The following is a 23,304-nucleotide window of genomic DNA, read 5'->3' on the forward strand; positions in this document are numbered from 1 at the left end:
ATCTGAGCCATGATCAAACTCTTCAATTAAATATTTCGAAAATATGAATTTTTTTTGGTAAACATCCACTAAGTGAATGTCCACACAGATTGTCTTGTTCTAATTGTTAAAGAGCATTGCTAACTTCGTTAGCGGCTTAAGTTGTCCGTAGACCCTCTTAAGCGGGAGGCGTATAATACGCCGTTAAAACTTGATGTCAACATTTTAATTTAAATACTTCAAATTAAATCTCGCTGCATCCCGCTTCAAATATACATCTTAAGTATATGCAACAAACTAAGAAACCCTAATCTATTACCGAAGACCTAAGTTGTATTAACCGGTCTCCTTTGAAGCGAGGGCGCATTATAGAGACAACACATTCCTATGCAACACTTTATTTCGTTTTTTATCTCAACCGTCTACTTTTCAAGCGAAACACCTAAAAAAGCAGCATTTTAAGCCATTAATGGTAAATATATAGGTAAGTCTTCTTCCTAATCGTTTGCGAAAGCTAATTAAATCAGTAACATGTGGTTGCTATTTAATCTTAATCAACCATAAACACTTTTTAGGTAGAGCATATGAATCCCTCTTTTATTTTTAATATTGTTGTTACTATTGTCATTGCTGTAATCATGTACTTTTTATTACCAGTTATCACTGCTGATATTTCCAATTCTTTAGCAGCATCTGTAGGTGTATTAATTGGCGGTATTTTCACTCCTTTGGTATCCAATCTAATTAACTCATCGACTAATGAAAGCGATACTTCGGAAGAGGTAGCCACTTTATATGTAGGTAACCTTCCGTACCGTGCAAACGAGCAAGCTGTACAGGAATATTTTGAACAACAAGGAAAAGTTGTTTCTGTACGTCTAATGAAAGATAGAAGAACTGGTAAAAGGAAGGGTTATGGTTTTGTTGAGATGGATGCTAAGGGAGCAAATAGAGCAATAAAACATTTAAATGACTCTAGTTTCCAAGAAAGGACCTTAAAAGTCAGGCTTGCGAAGGATAAAGTAGAAGGCTAAATCAGATAGAGTTTTTAAACTGTAAAAATATAAAATAACCTCTAATATTTGAAAAAAATATTAGAGGTTTTCTTTATCTATTTCGTATAACCCAATTAACCCTCAGGTTGAAAACCCACTGGTAAGTTATTAACTAGCCTTTGATTAAACTCATTAAAACGATTAATTGCTGAAATCAAATCAGGTGTCGCGACTTCACTTCCCAAGCTGTTAATTAGCTCATTCACTACATTTTCATATGATTCACTATTATCAAACTGCGCTCTAGAGCCACCTAAAACATTTAGTAATTTATCAAGATAATCTGCTACAGGTGAAACCGCTTTAGCGGGTTCACTTTCTGCATTGTCATTATCGTAACGAGAGACTGTTTCATAGGTTTTAATCACTTGAGTGTTTTCAACCTTTGTTAGCTGTAAAGCAAAGCCTGTAAGTTCTTGTTCATCAAACCCTAACTCTAGCGCTTGATTAAAAGCAGTTTCAATATCACCATTAAAAAACTCTTCAGCTAATTCATATGTATCGGCAACTAAATCAGCTATAGCTTCAAGCTCGGCTTTATCTAGCTCACCTTTAACTGAAAAAGAAAGTGAACTCTCTTGAAAGTACACCGCACTTTGTTGAAGGACAGTCGACTCTTCTGGCTCATCAACATTTACAACTTCAGCATCTTCGGTAATCAGGTTATCTAGATCATCTTCAGCATTCTGACTCTGAAGCTCTGTTGTTAGTTGTGGCACAATTGGCGTTATTTCTTCGCTATCTTCTTCAACCTTTTCAAGTATATCTTTTTGACTAATATCAAGCTGCTCTATATCGTCAAACGTAAGCAGAACTTGGTCACCATCTTTAGTGCGAATATACAACTCTCCCTGTTCTAACTTTAGGTTAGAAATATCAGTAGAGACCAAAACATCCGACTTCTCGCTATTACTCAGTTCTGTTTCATTACCGAATACTTTTTTTCTTAATTGCTCAATGCCTTGTTGAATCAAGTCTTTACTCTGACTTATCCCTTCTGCAATGTCGTCATTCATGAAACCAGCTAAATCTTGTTCGGCTAATTCAACACCTCGTAATACTCCGGACAATGCCTGATCGAACAAGGCGTTTAATTCTTCATCGCTAGCCCCCTTATTTTGAGCATTTGTAATCGCACCAGTCACAAAGTTCACTACATTTTTTGTGACTTCTTCAAAGTTAAATAAGGACTCCTCAGATTTGTCCTTCTCAGGTACTGAAAAATTTGGTTTTTGTCTATTCACTTCTAAAGAGCTACCCAGAGAGTTTGAATAAATTCGCACACCAAAGCTGCTACTAGAGCTAAAGGTATCGCTTTGTAATTTTTGTATATTGTTTTGATTACGGGCAGCCTGTTCTAAACCAGAATCTCGCAGCTGGTTTTGAAGGCTATTTTCGTTCCCCAAATGTTGGGGCTTATCACCTAAAAAGGCTTTTAATTGACTAATATTCATTTCAGATACCTCACTATCCTTAACCAATAGTATCGGCAGCTAGTGCCCAACATTTAGTAGTATTAGCATAAAATATCACCAGCTTAGTTTTGTAGCACTTTATAATGTGTTGAAGTCTCTATCAAAACCTATTACCTTGCCGCTTTTACATTAAAGGGTAAGCCAATTCATGCGACCGACAGAAATTAATCCAGACACATATGTCGAACAGTTACAGCAAAAGTATCATTTTGTTAAGCAAGAGTTTGCAAAGTTTTCAATGCCCGAGTTAGAAACATTTGAATCAGATCCATTACATTATAGATATCGCGCTGAATTTAGGCTTTGGCATGACGGTGATGAGCTTCATCACGTAATGTTTGATCAAACTACCAAAGAAAAATATCAGGTACATAACTTCCCCCCTGCCTGTCAATTAATAAATGACGTTATGAAAGACTTAATAGCAGAGCTGAAAATAAACGATGTAGCCCGCAGAAAGTTATTTCAAATAGATTACTTAGCCACTTTGAGTGGTGAAATTGTAGCTTCATTGCTATATCACAAAGCTTTAGGTGATGATTGGGTAACGGAAATACAAACAATATTGAAAAAGCTAAGGCAGAGTTACAAATTAGATATAATTGGCCGCGCAAAAAAACAAAAAATTGTACTTGATAAAGATTATGCAACAGAGACCTTAACTATAAATAAGCAGGCCTTTACATTTCAACAGATCGAAAATAGCTTCACTCAACCCAATGCAAAAGTAAATATCAAAATGATCGAATGGGCCATAGATGTCACTAAGGAAAGTGAAGGTGATTTACTTGAACTCTACTGCGGCGCAGGGAATTTTTCAGTACCTTTAGCACAAAATTTTAAAAAGGTATTAGCAACAGAAATATCCAAAACCTCTGTTTCAGCTGCACAACAGAATATAAAAGATAACAAGATTGATAATTTGAAGATAATAAGAATGTCTAGTGAAGAGTTTGTTCAAGCACAACAGGGTGTTAGAGAGTTTCGCCGCCTTGAAGGTATCGAATTAGAGGACTACGACTGTAAAACAGTATTAGTCGACCCCCCAAGGGCAGGTTTAGATGCCGCCACTGTCGATATGATCAAAGTCTATAAAAACATTGTGTATATATCTTGTAACCCAGAAACATTAAAACACAATTTAGATATACTTTTAAAAACACATAGCGTAATTCGTTTCGCGTTATTTGACCAGTTTCCTTATACTCACCATACGGAATGTGGAGTTTACCTGCAAAGACTATAGGTTATTTTACATGCCTAGATGATTGCTCAGAAAACGCTTGCAACGCTCCATTAGCAACAAATCTGAGCTGTAATTTCACGCGGCGCCCAACACTTTCTTTTTGCTCTTTGGTTGCATCAAGGGCTTCAGCTCCTGCACTAAAAACAAGCTTCACCATTGCCTCGGCTTGCAAGTTTGCAATATTATAAGGAAGCCCTGTCGTGGTAATGGTGTAATCAGTAAGCTCCACAGTAAAGTGCTTTATTTCTCTTAGAACTGCCGCCCTAAAAGCCATAGATGTACCAGTGTGTTCTCTCAATAACAGACGAAACACATTATTGTTTGCAGTAATAAATTCCATAAAGGTATCTACAGAAGTGTTTATAACACCTCCCCCGGATGCAATCCTTAACCTCGCTTGTCGCATTAACTGGCGTAGCGCCAATCCAGCCTCGTCCACCAAAGTCAGACCGAGTTCATCTATATCTTTAAAGTGTCTATAAAAAGAAGTAGGGGCAATACCCGCAGCACGCGCTACCTCTCTAAGGCTTACACTGGATAGGCTTCTTTCTTCATCCAATAAAGAAAACGCAGCTTCAATTATGGTTCTGCGGGTTCGTAGTTTCTGGTCTTGGCGACTTAATGGAAATTCTGTTATAGCTTTCATGTGGCTGATTCTAACGCGAAAAGATAATGAATAGACACTATAAAAGCCTATACATACAACAATTAGCTTGCTTAAGTGCGGGAGCAAAGTAAAATAGCGTACACTTGTAAGCTGAAAATGACACTAAATGAAAAAGCCACGTCTAATCATTACCAACATATTGGTATTTATAATAACCGGACTTATCGCACTAATTTTAGTGCCCCTTGAAGCGATTCAACACGGATTTGATGGGTATGAGATAGTAGCTTGTATTATTCTTATCTATTTCTCTGGGATGTCTATTACTGCTGGTTATCACAGGCTTTGGTCCCATAAGGCATTTGAGGCAAACAGTTTTGTAAAAACTATTTTGTCAATTGGCGGAGCAATGGCACTGCAAAATAGTATTTTACACTGGTGCTCTGACCATAGAATTCACCACAAAAATGTTGACGATAACGAACGTGACCCATACTCAGCAAAGAAAGGCTTTTGGTATTCGCATATAGGATGGATGTTAAGGGAATACCAAAAGCATAGATATGCTGATTACAATAACTGCCGAGATCTAAAAAAAGATACAGTTGTAATGTGGCAACACAATAATTATTTAGCCATTATGCTAAGTGCAAACTTTGGAATACCTATATTGCTTGGTTGGTTGAATGGCGATATTTGGGGTATGTTGCTATTAGCTGGAGTCTTTAGACTTGTAGTGGTTCATCATGTAACGTTTTTTATAAACTCTCTTGCGCATATATGGGGGAAGCAACCCTATACAGATGCAAATACAGCTCGCGATAACGATATTTTAGCCTTTTTTACATTTGGAGAGGGCTATCACAACTATCATCACATCTTTGAGTATGACTACAGAAATGGCATAAAATGGTGGCAATTTGATCCTACAAAATGGTTAATTAGGGGGTTAGCATATTTAGGTTTAGCAAAAAATTTGCGACGGTGCTCTGAAGAGCGCATTGAAAAAGCTAAAGTAGCAATGCAGTTAAAGTTAGCCAAAGAAAAAGTGTCTAAGCTACAAAATGCTGAAGAGGTTTTAATTCGAGTTCAAACAGAATATGAATTATTGGCGCAACGAATGACAGAGTATTACGCAGCGAAGAAGCAATTGATGGAAATCAAAAAGCAGTCATTGCAACGTAGCTATAAGAATTTAGAAATTCATTATAAATACAAAGAATTGAAACAAAAATTAGCGATACAAAAAGAAAAGTGGCTGCAGCTAAATCAGTTTGACTTTATGCCGGGCTGTGCGGATTAACTTTGGAATTAATCCCTTTAAAGGCTTCCTGGGAAGCCTTTTTTATTGAGGAAAGAAATGGATATAGTTAACGCAATTAGCCTCTGCTCAATATGTAAAAATCATCTACCTTTTCCACCTCGCCCAATCTTTCAATTTTCACCTCAAGCCAAGGTACTCATCATTGGTCAGGCGCCAGGAATTAAGGCACATAACAGTCATAAAGCATGGAACGATGCATCAGGTAAACGTTTGAGGGAGTGGTTAAAATTGGACAAAACTCGCTTTTATAACCCAAGCTTATTATCTATCCTTCCTATCGGGTTTTGTTACCCAGGCAGAGCAGCAAGCGGCGACTTACCTCCTAGAGCAGAATGTGCCCCTAAATGGCATGGAGAGTTACTCAAAACTCTTAATCCCAAACTCATCGTATTAGTTGGTAAACACGCACAAGATTATTACTTATCTGACAAGAAAAAACTAACCGAAAGATTACAAAATTGGGAGGACTATCAACCTAAATATATAGTACTTCCTCATCCATCACCGAGAAACAATATTTGGCTAAAAAGACATGACTGGTTTGAAAAAAGAATACTGCCAAAAATGCAGCAAGTGCTAGGGTGCTATCTATAACAATTAAACTGTCTTACCACCTATTAAAGCCTTAGGCACCATTCTTATCTAAGAACTCAAGCAACTCATTGTAAGGCATTGGTTTGGCGAAAAGATAACCTTGCGCTTCATCACAACCTAATTTGAGCATATAGCTAGCTTGCTCTCGCTTCTCAACACCCTCAGCAATTGTCGCTAGCCCTAATTTAGTTCCCAGAGTAACAATTGTTTCAGCAATGAACGCTGTTTTTCCTGGAGTAATTTCGTTCACGAAGGAGCGATCCACCTTGAGCCTGTCTAAAGGTAGTTTTTGTAGATAATTCATTGATGAAAAGCCCGTACCAAAGTCATCAATCGCCACTTTTACACCAAACTTCTTTAGCTCTTGTAGTGCTTCAATCACTATATGCGGCTCGTCCATAACCACACTTTCTGTTATTTCCAACTCTATTTTTTCAGGAGATATGCCGTATTTACTAATAATAGTTTTAACGGTTTCCACAAACTTAGGGTCTCTAAATTGTGGCATAGAAATATTGACGGCCATACGCAAAGAGTCAAAACCTCTAATTTTGAGTTTATTAAGATGCTTACAGGATTCTTCTAACACCCAAATACCAATATCAACTATTAATCCTGAATATTCTGCCAAAGGTACAAAAATAGTAGGAGATACAAACCTTCCTTCTATACTTGGCCAGCGGAGTAATGCTTCCATTCCTACAATTTTTTCTGTCACAAGATCCACTTGAGGTTGATACCAAAGCTGCAACTTTTTCGACTCAAAATCGTGGGTAAGCTGCCTAATCATTTCTAGACGCCAAGTAGTTTCTTGCTCCATTTCTGGACGATAAAACTCGTAGTTTATCTTTAGGTTTTTCTTCGCTTTGTTTAAAGCAATATTGCTTTGCTTTAAAATGTTGATCCCTGATTGAACTCTTCCATCTAGCCGGCAAAACCCGAAAGAAGCGGATACCGATAATGAGTGTTCACCTGCTTTAAAAGGCAAAAGAAACATATCATTCAAAGACTCGGGGTTAACAAATGACTCAGACCCAATCAAACCAAAAACATCCGAGCCTATTCTTGCTATCTGCACATTTTCTATAAATTTGTCTTCTAGGCGTTTAGTTACAGCCATCAAAGTACTGTTACCAACCTCTTGGCCTAAGCCATCATTTATGTCTGCAAAATGATTAAGGTCGATTAGGGCCACGATGAAATCCGTCCCTCTTAATTTTCCTGAGCAACAGTCGTCAAGCATGTTAATGAATTCACTACGATTAGGAAGCTTGGTTAACCAATCTTTAAATGCGGCAGTTCGTAATTGATGAAATAAATTAACATTTTCATATCCAATAGATACACTAGCAAGAAAGACTTCTAATAGTTGCCTATCAATAACATTAATATTGCTACCAACTTGCAGATAAATTGCCGCTTCATAATTTGCACTGTGTAAATAAAATACAGTAAATTCTTTCTCAAATATATGTTCTTTAGTCTCTAGGCAACAATGTACAAACTTAACAGGATCGGCATTTTCTAACGTATTTAATTTTTCATTGATACAAGATAAAAACTCACCGGTCGCTTCTAATATGTATAATTCCTCATCATCCTTATCTAGGACGACTCCAGCCTTTGCACATATAAAACCACAAGCATTGCCACCAATTAAAGAGTTAATTTGCACAAGTACGTCATTGCAAAAACTTTTTATTGAATGCTCTTCCATTAAATTAGCTGAAGCACTAATAATTTTTTGTAAGCCTTGTTTGCTTTGGTTGATTGACAGTATCTGTTGATAAGAACGCAAAGACGCAATAATTGTAGTAACTAGTTTGCTGCGTGTTAGTTCTGTTTTAGTTTTGTAATCATTAATATCATAATCTTTAATGATTTTTTCTTCTGGTGCGTACCCAGGTTGCCCGGTTCTTAAAATAATTCGAGGCTCAATAATCTTAAGCTCTTCACGCATTTTACGAGCGACCGTCAAACCAGCATCATCAGACTCCATGACAACATCAAGTAGAATTATCGCAATGGAAGCGCCCATTTCCTCAATGACTTCTAGCGCTTGCGATCCTGAATAGGCATGAATAAAGTTTAATGATTTATCATTTACAATAAGATCTGATAACGCTAATCGTGTAACAGAGTGGATTTCTTTATCGTCATCTACCACTAAAATGTTCCACATTCCGGCAGGACTATGCATAGCAGAAGGACTATCTTCTGATAGAAAGATTAATTCGTCATTTTCATATTTATTTAAGCTCATCTACTCTCCACCAAACACTAAACTAAGCTAACTCTTATCACCGGGTAAATAAGCTTTTCTGAGCGAAGTAAGCCAAACTTAACATTTTTAATTGCTCATGTAACATGAATTAACGCAATATACAGCCCATGGTCATTTTTTTAGAGTTTAGCGTACATTTTTATGAAAATTGGATTAAATCATTCACCTACACCAATTCAAATTTCAGGGACGAGATCAGGGTCAAATAATACAGCGGTCACCTCCCCTCCACCAGTAAAAAACAAGGTAAATAAACAACACAATCAAAAAAAGATAACAAAATGGTTTTCTCAAGCTGGGATTCAAACCAGCTATAAGAATGCGAAGCCTCAAAGTATAGATGATAAAGTGCGCATCAAAACTCAAATATTAGCTCGTCGTAAAATAGCTAACCTAGAAAACATACTCGGCAGAGCTTTGGACTTTTGTTTAGAAGACGGTAAAGAGGAGTCCATCGATCCAGATTGGTTTTTTAGTTTTGTTAATATGGCAGAAGAAATTTTCTCCCCTGCTATGCAAGAACTCTGGGGGAAAATATTCGCAGTAGAAACAGCAAAACCCGGTAGTTTTTCCCTTAAAACATTGACACTACTGAAACAACTCACTCAAAAAGATGCACATATCTTTCGACAAGCCGTTAACCTAACAAGTTATAAAAAAGGAGAGTCTACACCTAGGCTTCTAATCGGTTACTATCAAAAATCCAATATTTGGTCGTTTTTTAATACCTTTAAGAATAAACAACTTAACTTAGCCGAATATGGTCTGAGTTACCCAGACCTACTGTCTTTAATGGATTTAGGTTTGATTCATCATAGCGAGATTGAGTCAGGAGAGCTAAGTACGAGCACGCAAACAGAATGGCGCTGTGCCGGTACCAAACTAAGACTAGCCGCTAAACATCAAGGCACCACTTTGTTGTATTATAAATTCACACCTACAGGTGCAGAATTATGCAAATTGGTAAATAAACAGAAGCTTGATGCTTACACAGAAGCAATATTATCAACTTTAGGAAGAGCATTTAACATTGAGTAACCCCAGTTAAATATAAAAGGGGCTGACCAATGAAAAGGACAAGGCGTTAGATACCGTCTCCAAATTCATGCAAACCGCACTCTCGCTTTAATCCAAAGAAGCGTGTGTCTTGTTCATTTAAACTTTCTTCTAGTGAACGAGTACTATGCCAATCGCCAATTGAAACATAGCCTTTTTCCCATAGAGGGTGATATGGCAATCCATGCTCTTTCAAATACATGTGCACGGTACGGTTTGACCAATCTATTATTGGATAAATCTTAGTTTGATCTTTCAACTGTTGTAAAACAGACAACTTTTCACGCATATCCGACTGACTACGGCGCAACCCTGCAAACCAACCTCTCACATTCAAATCTTGTAGTGCCTTTTGCATAGGTTCTACTTTATTGAGTGTGTTGTATTTCTCAATACCTTCTATCCCTTGTTCCCACATTTTTCCATACTTGGCTTCCTGCCAACCTGCGGATAGCTCTGAACGATAAACCTTTAAATTTAGGTTAAGTTGCTCTGTCATTTGCTCAATGAACTGATACGTTTCAGGAAATAAATACCCTGTATCCGTTAACACAACTGGAATATCTGGACATTGCTGAGTCACCATATGCAACATTACTGCAGCTTGCGCCCCAAAACTTGAAGACAACATGAACTGTTGAGGTAAGTTCTCAAGGGCCCAAGTAACACGCTGTTCTGCTGACTGCTTTTCTAATGACAAGTTAACTTCTGCTAACTCTTCACTAGAAAAACGTCTAACAGTACTCACACCTAACTCAGATTGCGTAGTTAGGGACATCGTGAAAATCCTTAGCAGAATTAATAACTGGCTTAACTACTTCGGCTCGAATCAAGAAATCACCAAATGCTTCATTGGCTTGGCGCTCTTTAGCCCAGCGTCCAATTAGCACATCTAATTCTTCCATAATTTCTTTTTCATCAATGTTTTCACGGTACATTCTAGGTATACGTGTACCTTGACGATCTCCGCCTAAATGGAAATTGTACTTACCAGGCCCTTTACCTACTAAGCCTACTTCAGCTAACATCGCTCGACCACACCCATTAGGGCAGCCAGTGATACGGTAAATGATGCTTTCTTCAGGTAAGCCATGTTTTGCCAAAAACCCTTCAATTTTAGTAACCGCATCAGGTAAGTAACGCTCAGCTTCAGCCATTGCCAATGGGCACGTAGGAAGTGAAACACAAGCCATTGAATCTTTGCGTTGATTACTAACAGAGTCTTCAATCAAGCCATTATCGCGGGCTATTTTTTCAATTTTCTCTTTCAATTCAGCAGGTACACCAGCCACAATCAAGTTTTGATTAGCGGTTAGTCTAAAATCTCCCGGATGAATTTTTGCAATTTCAGCACAACCTGTTTTCAAGGTTTTTCCTGGGTAGTCAAGAATTCGACCGTTTTCGATAAACACTGTTAAGTGATGCTTACCATCTACGCCTTCCACCCAACCAATTCGATCACCACGTGATGTAAATTCATATGGCTTACTCTCAGAAAAAGTAGCGCCAGCACGTTTCTCAACTTCTGCTTTGAAATTTTCTACACCAACACGCTCAAGGGTATATTTGGTTTTAGCATTCTTACGGTTTACACGGTTACCCCAATCTCGCTGGGTAGTGACAACTGCTTCTGCAACCGCTAATGTGTGCTCTAGAGAGATAAAACCAAAATCATCCGCTTTACGAGGGAAAGTAGACGTATCACCATGGGTCATAGCCAAACCACCGCCCACTAACACGTTAAAGCCAACTAATTTACCGTTCTCAGCAATAGCTACAAAGTTAAGATCATTTGCATGAACATCAACATCATTTTGCGGAGGAATAACCACTGTTGTTTTAAATTTACGGGGTAAATAAGTACTTCCTAAAATAGGTTCATGATCAGTGGTTTCAACTTTTTCACCATCTAACCAAATCTCTGCATATGCACGCGTTTTAGGCAATAAATGTTCACTAATTTTAGTAGCCCACTCGTAAGCTTCTTGATGTAACTCTGACTCAACAGGGTTAGAGGTACACAATACATTTCGGTTTACGTCACCAGCAGTGGCAATTGAATCAATACCCACTTGATTTAACATTTGGTGCATTGGTTTAACGTTAGGTTTTAACACGCCATGAAACTGAAACGTTTGGCGAGTAGTTAAACGAATACTACCGTAAATGCTTTTATCTTCTGCAAATTTATCAATAGCTAACCATTGCTCAGTGGAAATGATACCGCCAGGTAAGCGGGCACGTAACATCACATTCTGTAGTGGCTCTAATTTTTGTTTAGCTCGCTCAGCACGAATATCGCGGTCATCTTGTTGATACATACCGTGAAACCGAATCAGTTGGAAGTTATCTCCAACAAATGCGCCGGTTAGATCATCAGTGAGATTTTCTGCAATAGTCCCACGTAAATAGTTACTTTCAGTTTTCAGACGTTCGTTGTCTGCCAATTTACCTTCAACGACGAAGTTTTTATTATCAGTGCTCATTAATATACATCCTTCTGATAGCGTTTAGCGCGGCGCAAGTCTGAAAGGTATTGCTCTGCTTGCTCTTCGGTCTTGCCACCATGCTCAATCACAATTTTCACTAATGCATCTTGTACATCTTTAGCCATGTGATTGGCATCTCCACACACGTATAAGTGCGCGCCTTTCTCTAACCAGTTATACAACTCCGCACCTTGTTCAAGCATGCGATGCTGTACATAAATTTTTTCTTCTTGGTCTCTAGAGAAAGCCAAAGTAATTTTATTTACTACGCCCTCTTTAACAAAGCGTTGCCATTCTGTTTGATACAAAAAGTCTTGGGTATAATTAGGGTTTCCAAAAAACAACCAATTTTCACCGCTAGCTTCTTCAGCTTCACGTTGTTGCATGAAAGCTCTGAAAGGGGCAATACCTGTTCCGGGGCCAACCATGATCACTGGAGTGTTGCTGTCATCGGGTAATCTGAAGTTGTCGTTTTTCTCAACGAACACCTTCACTTCACCGCCTTCATTTAACCGCTTTGATAAGAAACTAGAAGCCCCGCCTTGGTGTACAGAACCATGGGCGTCAAATTCAACTAAAGCGACTGTAAGGTGAACTTCGTCTTCCACTTCTGCCTGGCTTGATGCAATAGAATACAAACGAGGTGTCATACTACGTAGAGCGTCAACTAATTCTTGTGCTGATAGTTTGGCTGGATATTGACGTACAATATCGATGATTTGACGTTCAGCCAAATACTCTCGAAGTACCGCTTTATCTTCTATCAAAGCGTTTAATTCAACATTATTAGCAAACCCAGTGTAGGCTTGCACAAAACTAGGGTAGCTTTGAGTTAACTCAAGTTTATTAACCAAAACTTGTTTAAGGGAATACTCTTCACCAGAAAATGTAATATTTTCTTCTGGATTTAATTCTAACGTAGCCAACAAATCAGCGACTAATTGTTCATCGTTTTGGAACCAAACGCCTAACGCATCACCTGGACGATATTGAATACCTGACTCTTCTAACGAAATTTCAATGTGACGAATATCTTTTACAGAATCGCGGCCAGTAATTTTTTGGCTTTCTAGTAAAGATGCAGCAAAAGGCGCTTTTTTAGTGTACTGAGTGGCAGCGACTGACTGAGCCCCCAAATTTAAAGAAGGCACAGTACCAGCGGTAGGTGCTGATAACTCATCTTTAACTTCATGATTTAAGCTATCAAACCAAGCAGTTGTTGTTTCATCATAGTCCACGTCACAGTCAACACGATCAATAATTCGCGTTGCACCTAAACTTTGCAGGCGACTGTCAAAATCTTTTGCAGTTTGGCAGAAAAATTCATAACTAGTATCACCTAGTCCTAATACAGCAAACTTTAGCCCGTCTAACTTAGGGGCTTTTTTACCACCTAAAAAGCTATGTAACTCTACGGCATCATCAGGCGCTTCACCTTCACCATGAGTACTTACAACGATAGCCACATGGCTTTCTGTTTTAAGTTGCTTGTGCTTGTAATCAGCCATACTAACTAACTTAGAAGGAAGATTTAGCGCGTCTAATTTCGCTTTATATTCCTCAGCTACACCTTTGGCATTGCCAGTTTGTGAACCGTATAAGATAGTCATAGATTGAGATGGACCAGCCGTCACGCTTGGTATAGTGCTTGCCTGGCCATTTTGCGCCAAACCTGCAAAGTATCCACTTAGCCATGTAAGCTGCTGCGGATTAAGAGCGGCCGAAGCCTGACTAATTTGAGTCCACTGGTTATCATTTAAACCAGCAGCAAACCCTGGGGTTTGATTTATTGGTGAAGTCATAAGATCGCTAACTGTTATTAATACAAGGGTAGATTAGCGATCTATCTGAATAACATGAAAGAATAAAAGCTGATTCGTTATAACCAAATCAGATGAAATTATTACAAAATGTTAAAAGTGTATTTCTAATCCAGCAAAAGGCCCTTTAAATTCAAGATTTGAAAAAATCCTATTATTATCATCACTGTAATCTAATTCTAAGGTCACGGCTCTGTAACCCACCTGAAAAGTTACATCTATGGCAAGGTTTTCTATCAAACTATACGTAACAACTGCTTGATAGTCTGACAATGTATTATCATCAAGACTTAAGTAACTACCTTCAACAAAGGCACCAAATCCGGTAAATGGAACACCAAGAGCTAACCTAGAGTACAACATGGGAATTGGGACTGAAAAGTCTAACGTTTCTGTTCTATTAGGTTCATCTTTTTCAGTTACTATAAACTCACCTTCGAGATATTTAGCATTAATACCAAAATCAAAACTAATTAAATCGTTATCAAAAAATTCATAATACAAAATAATATCAGTGGCAGTTAAATCAACTTCGGTAAACGCATCTGAACTTGCAGAAAACAGTTGACCATTAAATTCAAAATTACTTTCAAAATTAACATCCCCTTCAGTGCTCATGTCGGCTCGCTGCAATTTGATATTAGGGATCAATGGAATTGGGTGCTCAAGAGCCACGTAAATATTTGTATTGGTCTGAGTATCGAAATTAAAATCTCTATTATCGCCGTCGTCAGAAAAACCACCAGTGGTTTCCATATTCCAACCCTGAGCTCCTGCATACAAGCCTAATAAAGTATCTGCTTGGCTTGAGAAACTGGAGCATAATGTAATAAGCCCTAATGTAATTGCCGTTTTTTTCATGGTTTATCCTTGATTCAGTAGTTCGCTTAGTTCGATTAAAGCAGCATTTGCTCGAGAAATATAGTTCGCCATCACTAATGAGTGATTAGCTAACATACCAAAGCCACTGCCATTCAATATTATCGGACTCCAGATAGCCTCCTGGGTTGCTTCAAGCTCACGTATAATTTGTTGAAGACTAATTTTTGCATTTTTCTTTTCTAAAACATCAGCAAAATCTACTTCTACAGCCTTTAAAAAATGAAGCAAAGCCCAGCTAGCACCGCGAGCTTCATAAAAGTTATCATCTAAACGCCACCAGCTGGTTTTATCAACCAATTTATGAGCTGTTGGGGTTGATTGGCTAGCCTCTGCATCACCGGCTAAATTTGTGTCTATTCGGTCCTGACCAACACTGGCACTCAAACGTTGCGATAAACTACCTAAACGCTTCTCCATTTGCTTTAACCAGTCTCTTAAATTATCTGCTCTAGCATAAAACTGGCCTTGTTGTAATGAGACATCAGCAAGACTTGCGCGATAAAGATAGAGGTTATCTATCCCTTCTTGATATTTTGATTCAGCAGAGGGTAATATCCAACTTAAGCTATCATTATTAAACTGCGGTTGCGCCTTTGTTAGGTAGGCATTCTCTACCGACTGACTTTGTGAACGACTAAAATCTTTGCGCATAGCTAGGGCTAAATCACGAGTCATTTCTAAGGCGCCAAACTCCCAACTTGGCATGTTGTCCATCATCACACTTGGCGGAATGACATCATTTGATAAGTACCCACCAGACTTATTAAGTAAAGCCTCAGCAACGGTAATCAAGCTAGTCGTCATAGTATATCCTGCCACTACCGTTTCGTTTTTTTCTAACGCTTGTTGCTGAGCCAACTCTCTAGGCTCAAAACGGTCTGGCTCAACGCTCCAGAAAATCGAAACTATCCACAGTAAGAGAATAAGGAGCCCGGTTGCACTTAGTAGGCGTTGAGGGGTGATATATTTTTTCATGTCAAAATCCTTAATGATGTTTAGCATGAGACGGACGGGACACAATAGCTTTAAAGTCTACTTTGTCTCCATCTTGAGTAATTAGGCGTAAGCTAACCTCTTGGTTTTCTGTTAGCTTTTGCTTAAGGCCAAACAACATAATATGTAACCCACCTGGTTTGAAATAAACTGTCTGTCTTGGCTCTATTATAATTGAATCTTGTTGCTGCATTTTCATCATACTATTCACTAAAACGTGATTATGAATTTCTGTTTTATTTGCGATACTAGAAGTGGCCGCAACGATTGTTTCTTTTTTATTGGAACGATTTTCAATTGAAAAATATGCTGAGGTATTGGGCACACTAGAAGGTAGTAGCCTAACTGTTGCATTCGATACAACCAATTCTGCCTGGCACCAAAAACTGCTTATTCCTAATAAAATTGAAAAGACTCGAAGCATTAATATTCCATTCCAAACTAATAATCAGACCTAGATTATTCAGCAATCACTAAGACATGCCAAGCCTTGTTTATATATTTCTGCTAGAGCCTCCAACTTACCTTTCGAAATTTAATATGCAGTTGCAGGCTTTTCTCTAACAAGTAAGTAAATCACAATCGAAATTAAAATAACCGGCCAAAACATCCCAAAGCCTGCTACAAACAATCCAATAGCGCATGCTACAAAAATAAGTACCATTGCTGCGATAACACTAAAAGCGACAATAAACCCAATAAATACTAGTAATGCAACGATAGCAGTGGCAGCAATGATTGACGTGAATGACTCAACTTCATAATCGGATAAAACTAGATGGACATCGAACCATTCCGTCACTACATGACCAAAACAATATGTTAAAACCCCTGCAATCAATACCGCTAATAAGAGATTTTTTAACATAGTAATTACCTATTAGGGATTAAAACAGTCGCAGTTACATAAGCTACTGCCGTAACCACTGGCAACATTACCAAACATACAACAGCAACACAGCGAACTAGTAAACGTGACACATTCCAGTGCTTTGCTAAGCCAGCACAAACACCTGAAATTTTGCCATGTACCGAATCCTTATATAACCTATTTACATCAATATACTGTCTCATAATTTTCTCCTTTGAAATTCTGAACTAGTAGCAAATTGAATTGCCACCTAGTGATTATGCTGCTTACTAAGCAACTTTTTTACGTAATGCAGCCAACTCTTCTTCGATTTTATTTTCAACTTCAAGCTGTTTAAATTCGGCATCTAAGCCTTTTGCTTCGTCAACTAAATCATAAGCATCAACTTGAGACTCTAAGTCATCAATCCGACGCTCGTATTGCTCAAAACGAATAATGGCATCATCAATCTTGACTGAATGAGTTTTACTCTTAACTTGCATACGCACTGATACGGAACGTTCTCTTAAAATCATAGATTTTTGTTTAGCTCTTGCTTCCACCAGCTTCTCTTGTAATTTACCCATGTCAGTTTGTAACTTGGTTAACGACTCTTCAATGATTTCCATTTCAGTTGATAAAGCAGTAAAGTTTTGTTGCGTTACATTCTTCTCTGTAAGTGCAGCCCTTGCTAAGTCTTCACGACCTTTATCTAGTGCTAACTCAGCTTTAGCTTGCCAACTTGTCACTTGTTGCTCAAGTTTTGCGATCTGACGTTGAACTTGTTTTTTCTCAGCTAGATTCGTTGCAGCCACAGAGCGCAATTCAACTAAGGTTTCCTCCATTTCTTGAATCAGCAGCTTGACCACTTTAGCCGGGTCTTCAGCCTTGTCCAAAATGGCATTAATATTAGCTTGTACAATGTCTGACATTCTTGAAAACATACCCATAATAACTCTCCTATTAGATTTGATTATTCTCGTGCTGACTGATTTCAGCGCTAGTACAAGAACTATTACAAGTGATATGCCAACTTAACACAACATCGTAAACCATTGTTTTAAATGGGGTTTATTTGCAACAAACAAATGATGCCTTTTCTGTTGAATTTAAAAAAACAATAAAGTGGTCAAATAAACCAAGGAGTTAGTGAAAAATACAACTTGTGGTTTTTAGCAAGAAATGCGTTTTTGGGTAACCAATTGGACAACTCTTTCTTGATTAATAACCTGTCAAAGAACTTTAGTAAAATAGTTAACCTGAGTTCAGGATAAGAAGTATCGTTAAAACTTATTTTAACGATATATTTCAATATCTTGCTACTATCCATCCAAATATCTTCACTTAAAGTCTCACTCGATGACGAAATTATTAATGTATAGCCAGGCGGATTGTCGAACGTATTAACGTGTTATTGCTAGACAATCCAACGCAGATGGGCACAAAAAGAGCGTTAGCGAGAGGTTAGGCTTATCCAGTATTCAGGTTAGTTAGCTTAACTGCTAAGTAAAATTTGCAGTTAATTCATCAATGGCAAGTTCGATACCAAAGCTTAGTTTTTCATTTTGTTAAACGCTGTAACAAAGACGGCAAGTGAAATGTCGGTCACACTAACGCTAACCCTTGCTGACCCTAACCGCCTTACAACCACTTTGCTTATGATGGCCTTACGATTTTGCTTATATGAATAGTGAGAATACTTGGGCAATAATGTCGAGCACAGAGGCTTACTAATAAAAATGAAGATAGAAGGATTAGGCTCAAACGTAAACTGATAGGGAAACGGTCAATACAGCTGTTAGTGACCGTTTCTACATTGGAAGATACTGATATTAAAAGTTGTTAGCACCGAAGCTTTGCTCAATTGTACAACAATGCTAAAAATCAACGCTCCTGCTACATAAGCGATTACCGGTGTTAACAACATAATAAATAAAGATAGTTGATAAAACATAACCTCTTCCTTATTTAGCTTTATTGGCAGTTGCCTCATCACTTTTTACGACTATATCTTTAATGGTAATTGTTGCGTTATAAGATTGGCTTTCGTCTAAGTCAACGTTGTAGGCAACATTCAAAATATTTTCTTGTAACGTATTTTTAAACTCTTGTTGTGCTACTTCCATTACCTGACTAACCATACTACTTACATAATTCTCTAATGACACTTCGTCAGCACTAACAGACGAACTAACCGCTAAAGTAGAGATTAGTGCAACAACGGCAATTTTGGATTGAGTGAACATAATAATTTCCTTTTAGTTAAATGAATGAATAACTATTTTTGTAATAGTTATTGTTTAAGTCGCAGTATCCATTGCGATAGTTGTGCCAAATCTAAAAAAAATTCTATGAAATTGATTTAACAGACATTTTTACGTAAACACTAGAAATCAATTTTACAAGCAAGTTTATTAACTCCTAATTATTGGTTAAATTAACCAATCACAAGGTTAATTTAACCAAGCGCTTCTGATTGAAATATCTTCGCTTTATTTTGTGCTTCTAATAACACATCGAGTGCGTCTGTCAGAAGTTCAATCCCCACCCCAGCTTTGGTACCATTTTCACTTAAATACCTACGCCAAATTCGACCACCGGGTTGACCTTGAAACAACCCAAGCATATGCCTTGCTATATGCCATGGCCTCGCCCCTTCTGTAATTTGTTGTTCAACATAGGGCAACATTGCTTGAACCACTTCAAAACGTGTTTTAGCTGGGGCTTCATCTTGATAAAACAGCCTATCAACCTCTGCTAGAATAAACGGGTTGCTGTAAACCTCTCGACCAATCATTACGCTGTCTATATGTTTCAGATGTTCTGCAGAATCTGCTAGGCTTTTTACTCCGCCATTTATGCCAATATGCAGTTCAGGAAACTCTTGTTTAAGTTCATAAACGCGGTCATACATTAAAGGAGGGACATCTCTGTTTTGCTTAGGGCTTAAACCTTTAAGCCAAGCTTTTCTGGCGTGCACAACAAAGGTATGGCAACCAGATTCAGCGACCGTTTCAATAAAGTGGCTAAGGTCTTTGTATTCATCCATATCATCAATGCCAATACGGGATTTTACCGTAACCGGTATATCAACTTCAGATTGCATCGCTTTAATACACGATGCCACAGTGCTTGGCTCTGCCATTAAGCAAGCACCAAAACGACCATTTTGCACCCGATCAGAAGGGCAACCCACATTTATATTCACCTCGTCATAACCGTAACTTTGTGCTTTAGAACTGCAACGTGCCATATCAACAGGATCAGACCCACCTAACTGTAAAGCAATGGGGTGCTCTGCTTGGTTATAAGCTAAGTAATCACCTTTACCAAAAATGATCGCGCCAGTTGTCACCATTTCGGTATACAGCAAAGTATGTTTTGAGATTTGTCTCAAAAAGTATCGACAATGCTTATCTGTCCAATCAAGCATAGGGGCGACTGAAATAGTGCGATTAATAATTTGACTCATAGGTGCCTCAAAATAATGGGCGCGAATTTTAGCTTATTTTATAATCTAGCACTAGCTCAGTATGAACAGAATCAATTCACCAACTAAATACTGTGTTTAAGGCAATAAAAAAGCCCCTACACATATCATGCAGAGGCTTTGACGAAATTAATTAAGAATGTCTTATAAAGGGTTACCTTCGGCATCCAATTCTACAATTTTATTAAACAAAGGTTGTAAGGTCTCAAAGACCGTCGCTTTATCACCCACAACAACAGTTATCATGTTGTTTACGTCAAGGTACTTTACCGCTAATTCGTTGAGTTCATCTTTGGTAATATTAGCGAGTATCGCGTTTTGCTCATCTTTAAAAGAAGTGTCTAGATCATAATTCATTATAGTTGATAAAAAGCCTAACTTTTGTCTAGGTGTTTCGAAGCTACGAGCATCTCTTTGACCAATAGCATTTTTGACAAATTGTAGCTCTTGAGCAGTCATACCTTTCTCGGCAAATGCTTCAATTTCATTTCTAAATTGCACAATAGAATCCGCTGTTGTGTCTGCACGTACACCCGCTTGAGCTCTGTAATAGCCACGTATATCATTACCACTAAAGAAAGAACGAGCACCGTAGGTATAGCCTTTATCTTCTCGCAGGTTTAAGTTAATCCGGCTATTAAATGCACCACCTAAATTGTAATTCATTAAATCTGCTCGGTAATACTCTCCAGTAGCGTCATACTTAAGAGCTCGCTTACCAATACGAATTTCTGACTGTGCAGCATCGGGTTTATCAATAAAATACAAAGTTCCAGCAGCTAACGTTGGGAATGCCTTAATTTCAGGGTTGTCGCTCGATTTACCTTGCCATAACTCTAAAGGAGATATCGCAAACTTAACACCTTGTTCATCAAGATTACTCACGACTATTAACTCTGATTTTGCAGGGCCGTAGTGCTGAGCGTAAAAGCTCTTAACATCATATAAGGTAAGCTTTTCAACGGTATCAATTATGCCGTTTCCATCGTAAGCAAAACTATTATTTGCACCAAACACTAGCTTGTTAAAGGTATTAGTTGCTGTGGTACTGGCGTTTTTCTTGGCATTTTTTAAGCCTTCAATCTGCTGTTTTTGCAAACGTAAGAAATCGTCTTGAGCAAATTTTGGTTGGGTTAGTTTTTCAATTGCGAGTGCAACTGTAGCTTCTAAATTTTTAGTTAATGTTCTGATATTAACGGTTGTAAACTGGTCTCCTGCACTAAAAGTTACCTGTGAGCCAAGCTTTTGCAATTGATTGGATAAGTCTTCAGCACTAGATTGCAAGGTAGCCTCTCCCATCATGGCTGCAGTTAACGAAGCTAACCCTAAGTTTTCAACAGTTTCTCTAGTTTGCCCAGCAGGAATAAGTAATCGAATTGTAGTGGTTGGCACTTCATTATTAATTGCGCCTAAAACATGAATACCATTTTTAGTTTGTGTTCGATAAATCTCAGGGACACTAATACTTGGATTCTTACCTGAAGCAGGTACAACTGAACGGTCAAAATCAGAACTTCCTGGGCGCAATGCTAACTCAGTTTCTGCACCACTTTTCGGAATTGTACGTTCGTAACGCTGCCAGGTATCAGGCTTTACGATACTATCCCTTCGCCCTTTGGGTACGATGCTCATGATAACGGCATGTTGGCTTTTGATGTATTTTTTATAAACTCTCATCACATCGTCTTTGGTGACATTCTCATAACGAGCTACATCATCACCAATACCATTTGGATCATTACGAAATGTTTGATACGCAGCCAGCTGACTGACTTTACCACTAACACTTTCAAGGCCATATACCATACCTGATACTATACCAGCCTTGACGCGTTCAAGGTCATCATCTTCAGCCCCACGGCTCTCAAATTCCTCTAACGACGCTCGTGCAATCGTTTCTAATTCCGCTAATGATGTCCCTGGTGTAGGCAAAGCGTATAAACTAAATTGGCAACTTAATTCCTGACAAGCATGACCAGCTTGGGCCTGAACTGCCTTGCCATTTTTAACCATGTTTTTATATAAAAGAGACGTTTTACCAGAGCCTAAAATTGACATTAAAACGTCTAAGGGCGCTTCATCAGGGTGATTCAGATGGACAGTAGGGAATGCCATATACATCAAAGGTAAAGAAACATTATCTTCCATTGAAATATAGCGGTCTTCAGAAAAGGTAACTTGAGTATAAGTGGGGTCAATCACCTCCGGACCTCTTGGAATGCCTCCAAAATATTTTTTTACCCAAGCTAGAGTTTGGGCTTCATCCAGGTCCCCACCTATGGTTAACGTAGCGTTATTTGGACCATACCAACGTAAGAAGAATTTCTTTAGGTCATTTAAATCAGCTCGGTTTAAGTCTTCAATATAACCTATTGTTAACCATGAATAGGGGTGTCCTTCAGGATACATTGCCTCATTTATACGCTCTCTCAACAATCCATACGGGCGATTATCATAATTTTGTCCCCGTTCGTTTTTAACAGTTTCTCTTTGATTTTCAAATTTTTCAGTGGTTACCGCATCAAGGAAAAAGCCCATGCGGTCAGACTCTAACCAAAGCATACGCTCCAGTTGATTGGCTGGTACCGTCTCGTAGTAATTAGTACGGTCCGTATTGGTTGACCCGTTTAACGTACCTCCAGATTCAGTAATTAAAGCAAAGTGCTGTTCGTCAGCGACATTTTCAGAACCTTGAAACATCATATGCTCAAAAAAGTGGGCAAAACCAGACTTGCCTGCTTCTTCTCTAGCTGAGCCAACATGGTAAGTCACATCAACATGTACCAGTGGGTCAGATTTATCTGGGTGTAATACCACAGTTAAACCATTATCTAATTCATATTTATTAAAAGGAATAACCAGTTCATCTGCGCTTTTCACCACAGAGGTTATTTTTTTGAAACCAGCAGGAATCACGATATCATTGCTTGAAGCTGAAGAATCGAGATATGACTCTTTCACACTGCACGCGTTTAAACTCAAAATAGCTGCGATACAAGCAGTTAATAAAACATGTTTTTTCACTACGGATAATATCCTTTTAATAAAATTTCAAATGGAATAATGATATACAAACTCTCATATTAAAAGCCTTTCTAGCCATCAGGCTTGGTTATTACCTAATAGTTCCCACCTTGAAGTGTTACAAAACATTTATAAC

At 38.2% G+C, this 23,304-nt stretch carries 20 protein-coding genes; 5 read left to right on the forward strand and 15 right to left on the reverse strand.

Annotated features, from left to right (window positions below):
- Positions 1–563: 563 nt before the first annotated feature.
- Positions 564–1,013 (forward strand): RNA-binding protein, encoded by a 450-nt coding sequence (locus ABJD71_RS04925; RefSeq protein ID WP_348165439.1) that lies wholly within the window; start codon positions 564–566, stop codon positions 1,011–1,013.
- 95 nt (positions 1,014–1,108) lie between these two features.
- On the opposite strand, the gene ABJD71_RS04930 is transcribed toward ABJD71_RS04925, so the two are convergent.
- Positions 1,109–2,488, reverse strand: coding sequence for a DUF5610 domain-containing protein (locus ABJD71_RS04930; protein ID WP_348165442.1), 1,380 nt, complete (start codon positions 2,486–2,488; stop codon positions 1,109–1,111).
- Between the two features lie 169 nt (positions 2,489–2,657).
- Between ABJD71_RS04930 and trmA the strand changes: the two genes are divergently transcribed.
- On the forward strand, positions 2,658–3,755 hold the full coding sequence (gene trmA / locus ABJD71_RS04935) for a tRNA (uridine(54)-C5)-methyltransferase TrmA (RefSeq protein ID WP_348165445.1): 1,098 nt from the start codon (positions 2,658–2,660) through the stop codon (positions 3,753–3,755).
- Between the two features lies 1 nt (position 3,756).
- Here the strand turns inward: trmA and fabR are convergent, their stop codons facing one another.
- A complete protein-coding gene (gene fabR / locus ABJD71_RS04940; RefSeq protein ID WP_348165448.1) occupies positions 3,757–4,401 on the reverse strand; it encodes an HTH-type transcriptional repressor FabR in 645 nt (214 codons plus the stop codon).
- 127 nt (positions 4,402–4,528) lie between these two features.
- Here fabR and ABJD71_RS04945 point away from each other — a divergent pair, with 127 nt between their 5' ends.
- Positions 4,529–5,665, forward strand: a complete 1,137-nt coding sequence (locus tag ABJD71_RS04945; protein ID WP_348165451.1) for a fatty acid desaturase — start codon at positions 4,529–4,531, stop codon at positions 5,663–5,665.
- Between the two features lie 57 nt (positions 5,666–5,722).
- Positions 5,723–6,280, forward strand: a complete 558-nt coding sequence (locus ABJD71_RS04950; RefSeq protein WP_348165454.1) for a uracil-DNA glycosylase family protein — start codon at positions 5,723–5,725, stop codon at positions 6,278–6,280.
- Between the two features lie 31 nt (positions 6,281–6,311).
- Here the strand turns inward: ABJD71_RS04950 and ABJD71_RS04955 are convergent, their stop codons facing one another.
- Positions 6,312–8,543, reverse strand: a complete 2,232-nt coding sequence (locus ABJD71_RS04955) for an EAL domain-containing protein (protein WP_348165457.1) — start codon at positions 8,541–8,543, stop codon at positions 6,312–6,314.
- 162 nt (positions 8,544–8,705) lie between these two features.
- Between ABJD71_RS04955 and ABJD71_RS04960 the strand changes: the two genes are divergently transcribed.
- Entirely contained in the window at positions 8,706–9,602 is an 897-nt protein-coding gene (locus tag ABJD71_RS04960) for a TIGR03899 family protein (protein WP_348165460.1), read from the forward strand.
- A gap of 46 nt (positions 9,603–9,648) precedes the next feature.
- Here the strand turns inward: ABJD71_RS04960 and ABJD71_RS04965 are convergent, their stop codons facing one another.
- The 12 genes from ABJD71_RS04965 to ABJD71_RS05020 all read right to left on the reverse strand — a co-directional run bounded on the left by ABJD71_RS04965 (position 9,649) and on the right by ABJD71_RS05020 (position 23,168).
- Entirely contained in the window at positions 9,649–10,398 is a 750-nt protein-coding gene (locus tag ABJD71_RS04965) for a phosphoadenylyl-sulfate reductase (protein ID WP_348165463.1), read from the reverse strand.
- Positions 10,376–12,106: an assimilatory sulfite reductase (NADPH) hemoprotein subunit gene (gene cysI / locus ABJD71_RS04970; RefSeq protein WP_348165466.1), complete on the reverse strand. Its 1,731-nt coding sequence runs from the start codon at positions 12,104–12,106 to the stop codon at positions 10,376–10,378. Before cysI ends, ABJD71_RS04965 begins: the two co-directional genes overlap by 23 nt.
- Entirely contained in the window at positions 12,106–13,911 is a 1,806-nt protein-coding gene (locus ABJD71_RS04975; protein WP_348165469.1) for an assimilatory sulfite reductase (NADPH) flavoprotein subunit, read from the reverse strand. The genes cysI and ABJD71_RS04975 overlap by 1 nt, the downstream gene beginning before the upstream one ends.
- Before the next feature lie 111 nt (positions 13,912–14,022).
- A complete protein-coding gene (locus ABJD71_RS04980; RefSeq protein ID WP_348165472.1) occupies positions 14,023–14,790 on the reverse strand; it encodes a TIGR04219 family outer membrane beta-barrel protein in 768 nt (255 codons plus the stop codon).
- Positions 14,791–14,793: 3 nt separating this feature from the next.
- Entirely contained in the window at positions 14,794–15,786 is a 993-nt protein-coding gene (locus ABJD71_RS04985) for a DUF2333 family protein (RefSeq protein WP_348165475.1), read from the reverse strand.
- Between the two features lie 10 nt (positions 15,787–15,796).
- Positions 15,797–16,228 carry a copper chaperone PCu(A)C gene (locus tag ABJD71_RS04990; RefSeq protein ID WP_348165478.1) on the reverse strand — a complete coding sequence of 144 codons (432 nt, stop codon included), beginning with the start codon at positions 16,226–16,228 and terminating at the stop codon, positions 15,797–15,799.
- A gap of 111 nt (positions 16,229–16,339) precedes the next feature.
- A complete protein-coding gene (locus tag ABJD71_RS04995; RefSeq protein ID WP_348165481.1) occupies positions 16,340–16,672 on the reverse strand; it encodes a hypothetical protein in 333 nt (110 codons plus the stop codon).
- A 5-nt stretch (positions 16,673–16,677) separates the two neighbouring features.
- A complete protein-coding gene (locus tag ABJD71_RS05000; RefSeq protein ID WP_348165484.1) occupies positions 16,678–16,878 on the reverse strand; it encodes a PspC domain-containing protein in 201 nt (66 codons plus the stop codon).
- A 66-nt stretch (positions 16,879–16,944) separates the two neighbouring features.
- Positions 16,945–17,604 carry a phage shock protein PspA gene (gene pspA / locus ABJD71_RS05005; protein WP_348165487.1) on the reverse strand — a complete coding sequence of 220 codons (660 nt, stop codon included), beginning with the start codon at positions 17,602–17,604 and terminating at the stop codon, positions 16,945–16,947.
- Between the two features lie 1,014 nt (positions 17,605–18,618).
- Complete coding sequence (locus tag ABJD71_RS05010; RefSeq protein ID WP_348165490.1) at positions 18,619–18,900, reverse strand: hypothetical protein; 282 nt, start codon at positions 18,898–18,900, stop codon at positions 18,619–18,621.
- A gap of 212 nt (positions 18,901–19,112) precedes the next feature.
- Positions 19,113–20,126 (reverse strand): tRNA dihydrouridine(20/20a) synthase DusA, encoded by a 1,014-nt coding sequence (gene dusA / locus ABJD71_RS05015; RefSeq protein ID WP_348165493.1) that lies wholly within the window; start codon positions 20,124–20,126, stop codon positions 19,113–19,115.
- Positions 20,127–20,288: 162 nt separating this feature from the next.
- Positions 20,289–23,168 (reverse strand): pitrilysin family protein, encoded by a 2,880-nt coding sequence (locus ABJD71_RS05020; RefSeq protein ID WP_348165496.1) that lies wholly within the window; start codon positions 23,166–23,168, stop codon positions 20,289–20,291.
- Positions 23,169–23,304 lie beyond the last annotated feature (136 nt).

This window comes from Paraglaciecola sp. (genome assembly GCF_039943935.1).
Taxonomy (GTDB): domain Bacteria; phylum Pseudomonadota; class Gammaproteobacteria; order Enterobacterales; family Alteromonadaceae; genus Paraglaciecola.

Coding starts and splice junctions, on each gene's coding strand:
- ABJD71_RS04925 (WP_348165439.1), top strand. CDS start 564: ATGAATCCCTCTTTTATTTTTAATATTGTTGTTACTATTGTCATTGCT.
- ABJD71_RS04930 (WP_348165442.1), bottom strand. CDS start 2,488: ATGAATATTAGTCAATTAAAAGCCTTTTTAGGTGATAAGCCCCAACAT.
- trmA (WP_348165445.1), top strand. CDS start 2,658: ATGCGACCGACAGAAATTAATCCAGACACATATGTCGAACAGTTACAG.
- fabR (WP_348165448.1), bottom strand. CDS start 4,401: ATGAAAGCTATAACAGAATTTCCATTAAGTCGCCAAGACCAGAAACTA.
- ABJD71_RS04945 (WP_348165451.1), top strand. CDS start 4,529: ATGAAAAAGCCACGTCTAATCATTACCAACATATTGGTATTTATAATA.
- ABJD71_RS04950 (WP_348165454.1), top strand. CDS start 5,723: ATGGATATAGTTAACGCAATTAGCCTCTGCTCAATATGTAAAAATCAT.
- ABJD71_RS04955 (WP_348165457.1), bottom strand. CDS start 8,543: ATGAGCTTAAATAAATATGAAAATGACGAATTAATCTTTCTATCAGAA.
- ABJD71_RS04960 (WP_348165460.1), top strand. CDS start 8,706: ATGAAAATTGGATTAAATCATTCACCTACACCAATTCAAATTTCAGGG.
- ABJD71_RS04965 (WP_348165463.1), bottom strand. CDS start 10,398: ATGTCCCTAACTACGCAATCTGAGTTAGGTGTGAGTACTGTTAGACGT.
- cysI (WP_348165466.1), bottom strand. CDS start 12,106: ATGAGCACTGATAATAAAAACTTCGTCGTTGAAGGTAAATTGGCAGAC.
- ABJD71_RS04975 (WP_348165469.1), bottom strand. CDS start 13,911: ATGACTTCACCAATAAATCAAACCCCAGGGTTTGCTGCTGGTTTAAAT.
- ABJD71_RS04980 (WP_348165472.1), bottom strand. CDS start 14,790: ATGAAAAAAACGGCAATTACATTAGGGCTTATTACATTATGCTCCAGT.
- ABJD71_RS04985 (WP_348165475.1), bottom strand. CDS start 15,786: ATGAAAAAATATATCACCCCTCAACGCCTACTAAGTGCAACCGGGCTC.
- ABJD71_RS04990 (WP_348165478.1), bottom strand. CDS start 16,228: ATGCTTCGAGTCTTTTCAATTTTATTAGGAATAAGCAGTTTTTGGTGC.
- ABJD71_RS04995 (WP_348165481.1), bottom strand. CDS start 16,672: ATGTTAAAAAATCTCTTATTAGCGGTATTGATTGCAGGGGTTTTAACA.
- ABJD71_RS05000 (WP_348165484.1), bottom strand. CDS start 16,878: ATGAGACAGTATATTGATGTAAATAGGTTATATAAGGATTCGGTACAT.
- pspA (WP_348165487.1), bottom strand. CDS start 17,604: ATGGGTATGTTTTCAAGAATGTCAGACATTGTACAAGCTAATATTAAT.
- ABJD71_RS05010 (WP_348165490.1), bottom strand. CDS start 18,900: ATGTTCACTCAATCCAAAATTGCCGTTGTTGCACTAATCTCTACTTTA.
- dusA (WP_348165493.1), bottom strand. CDS start 20,126: ATGAGTCAAATTATTAATCGCACTATTTCAGTCGCCCCTATGCTTGAT.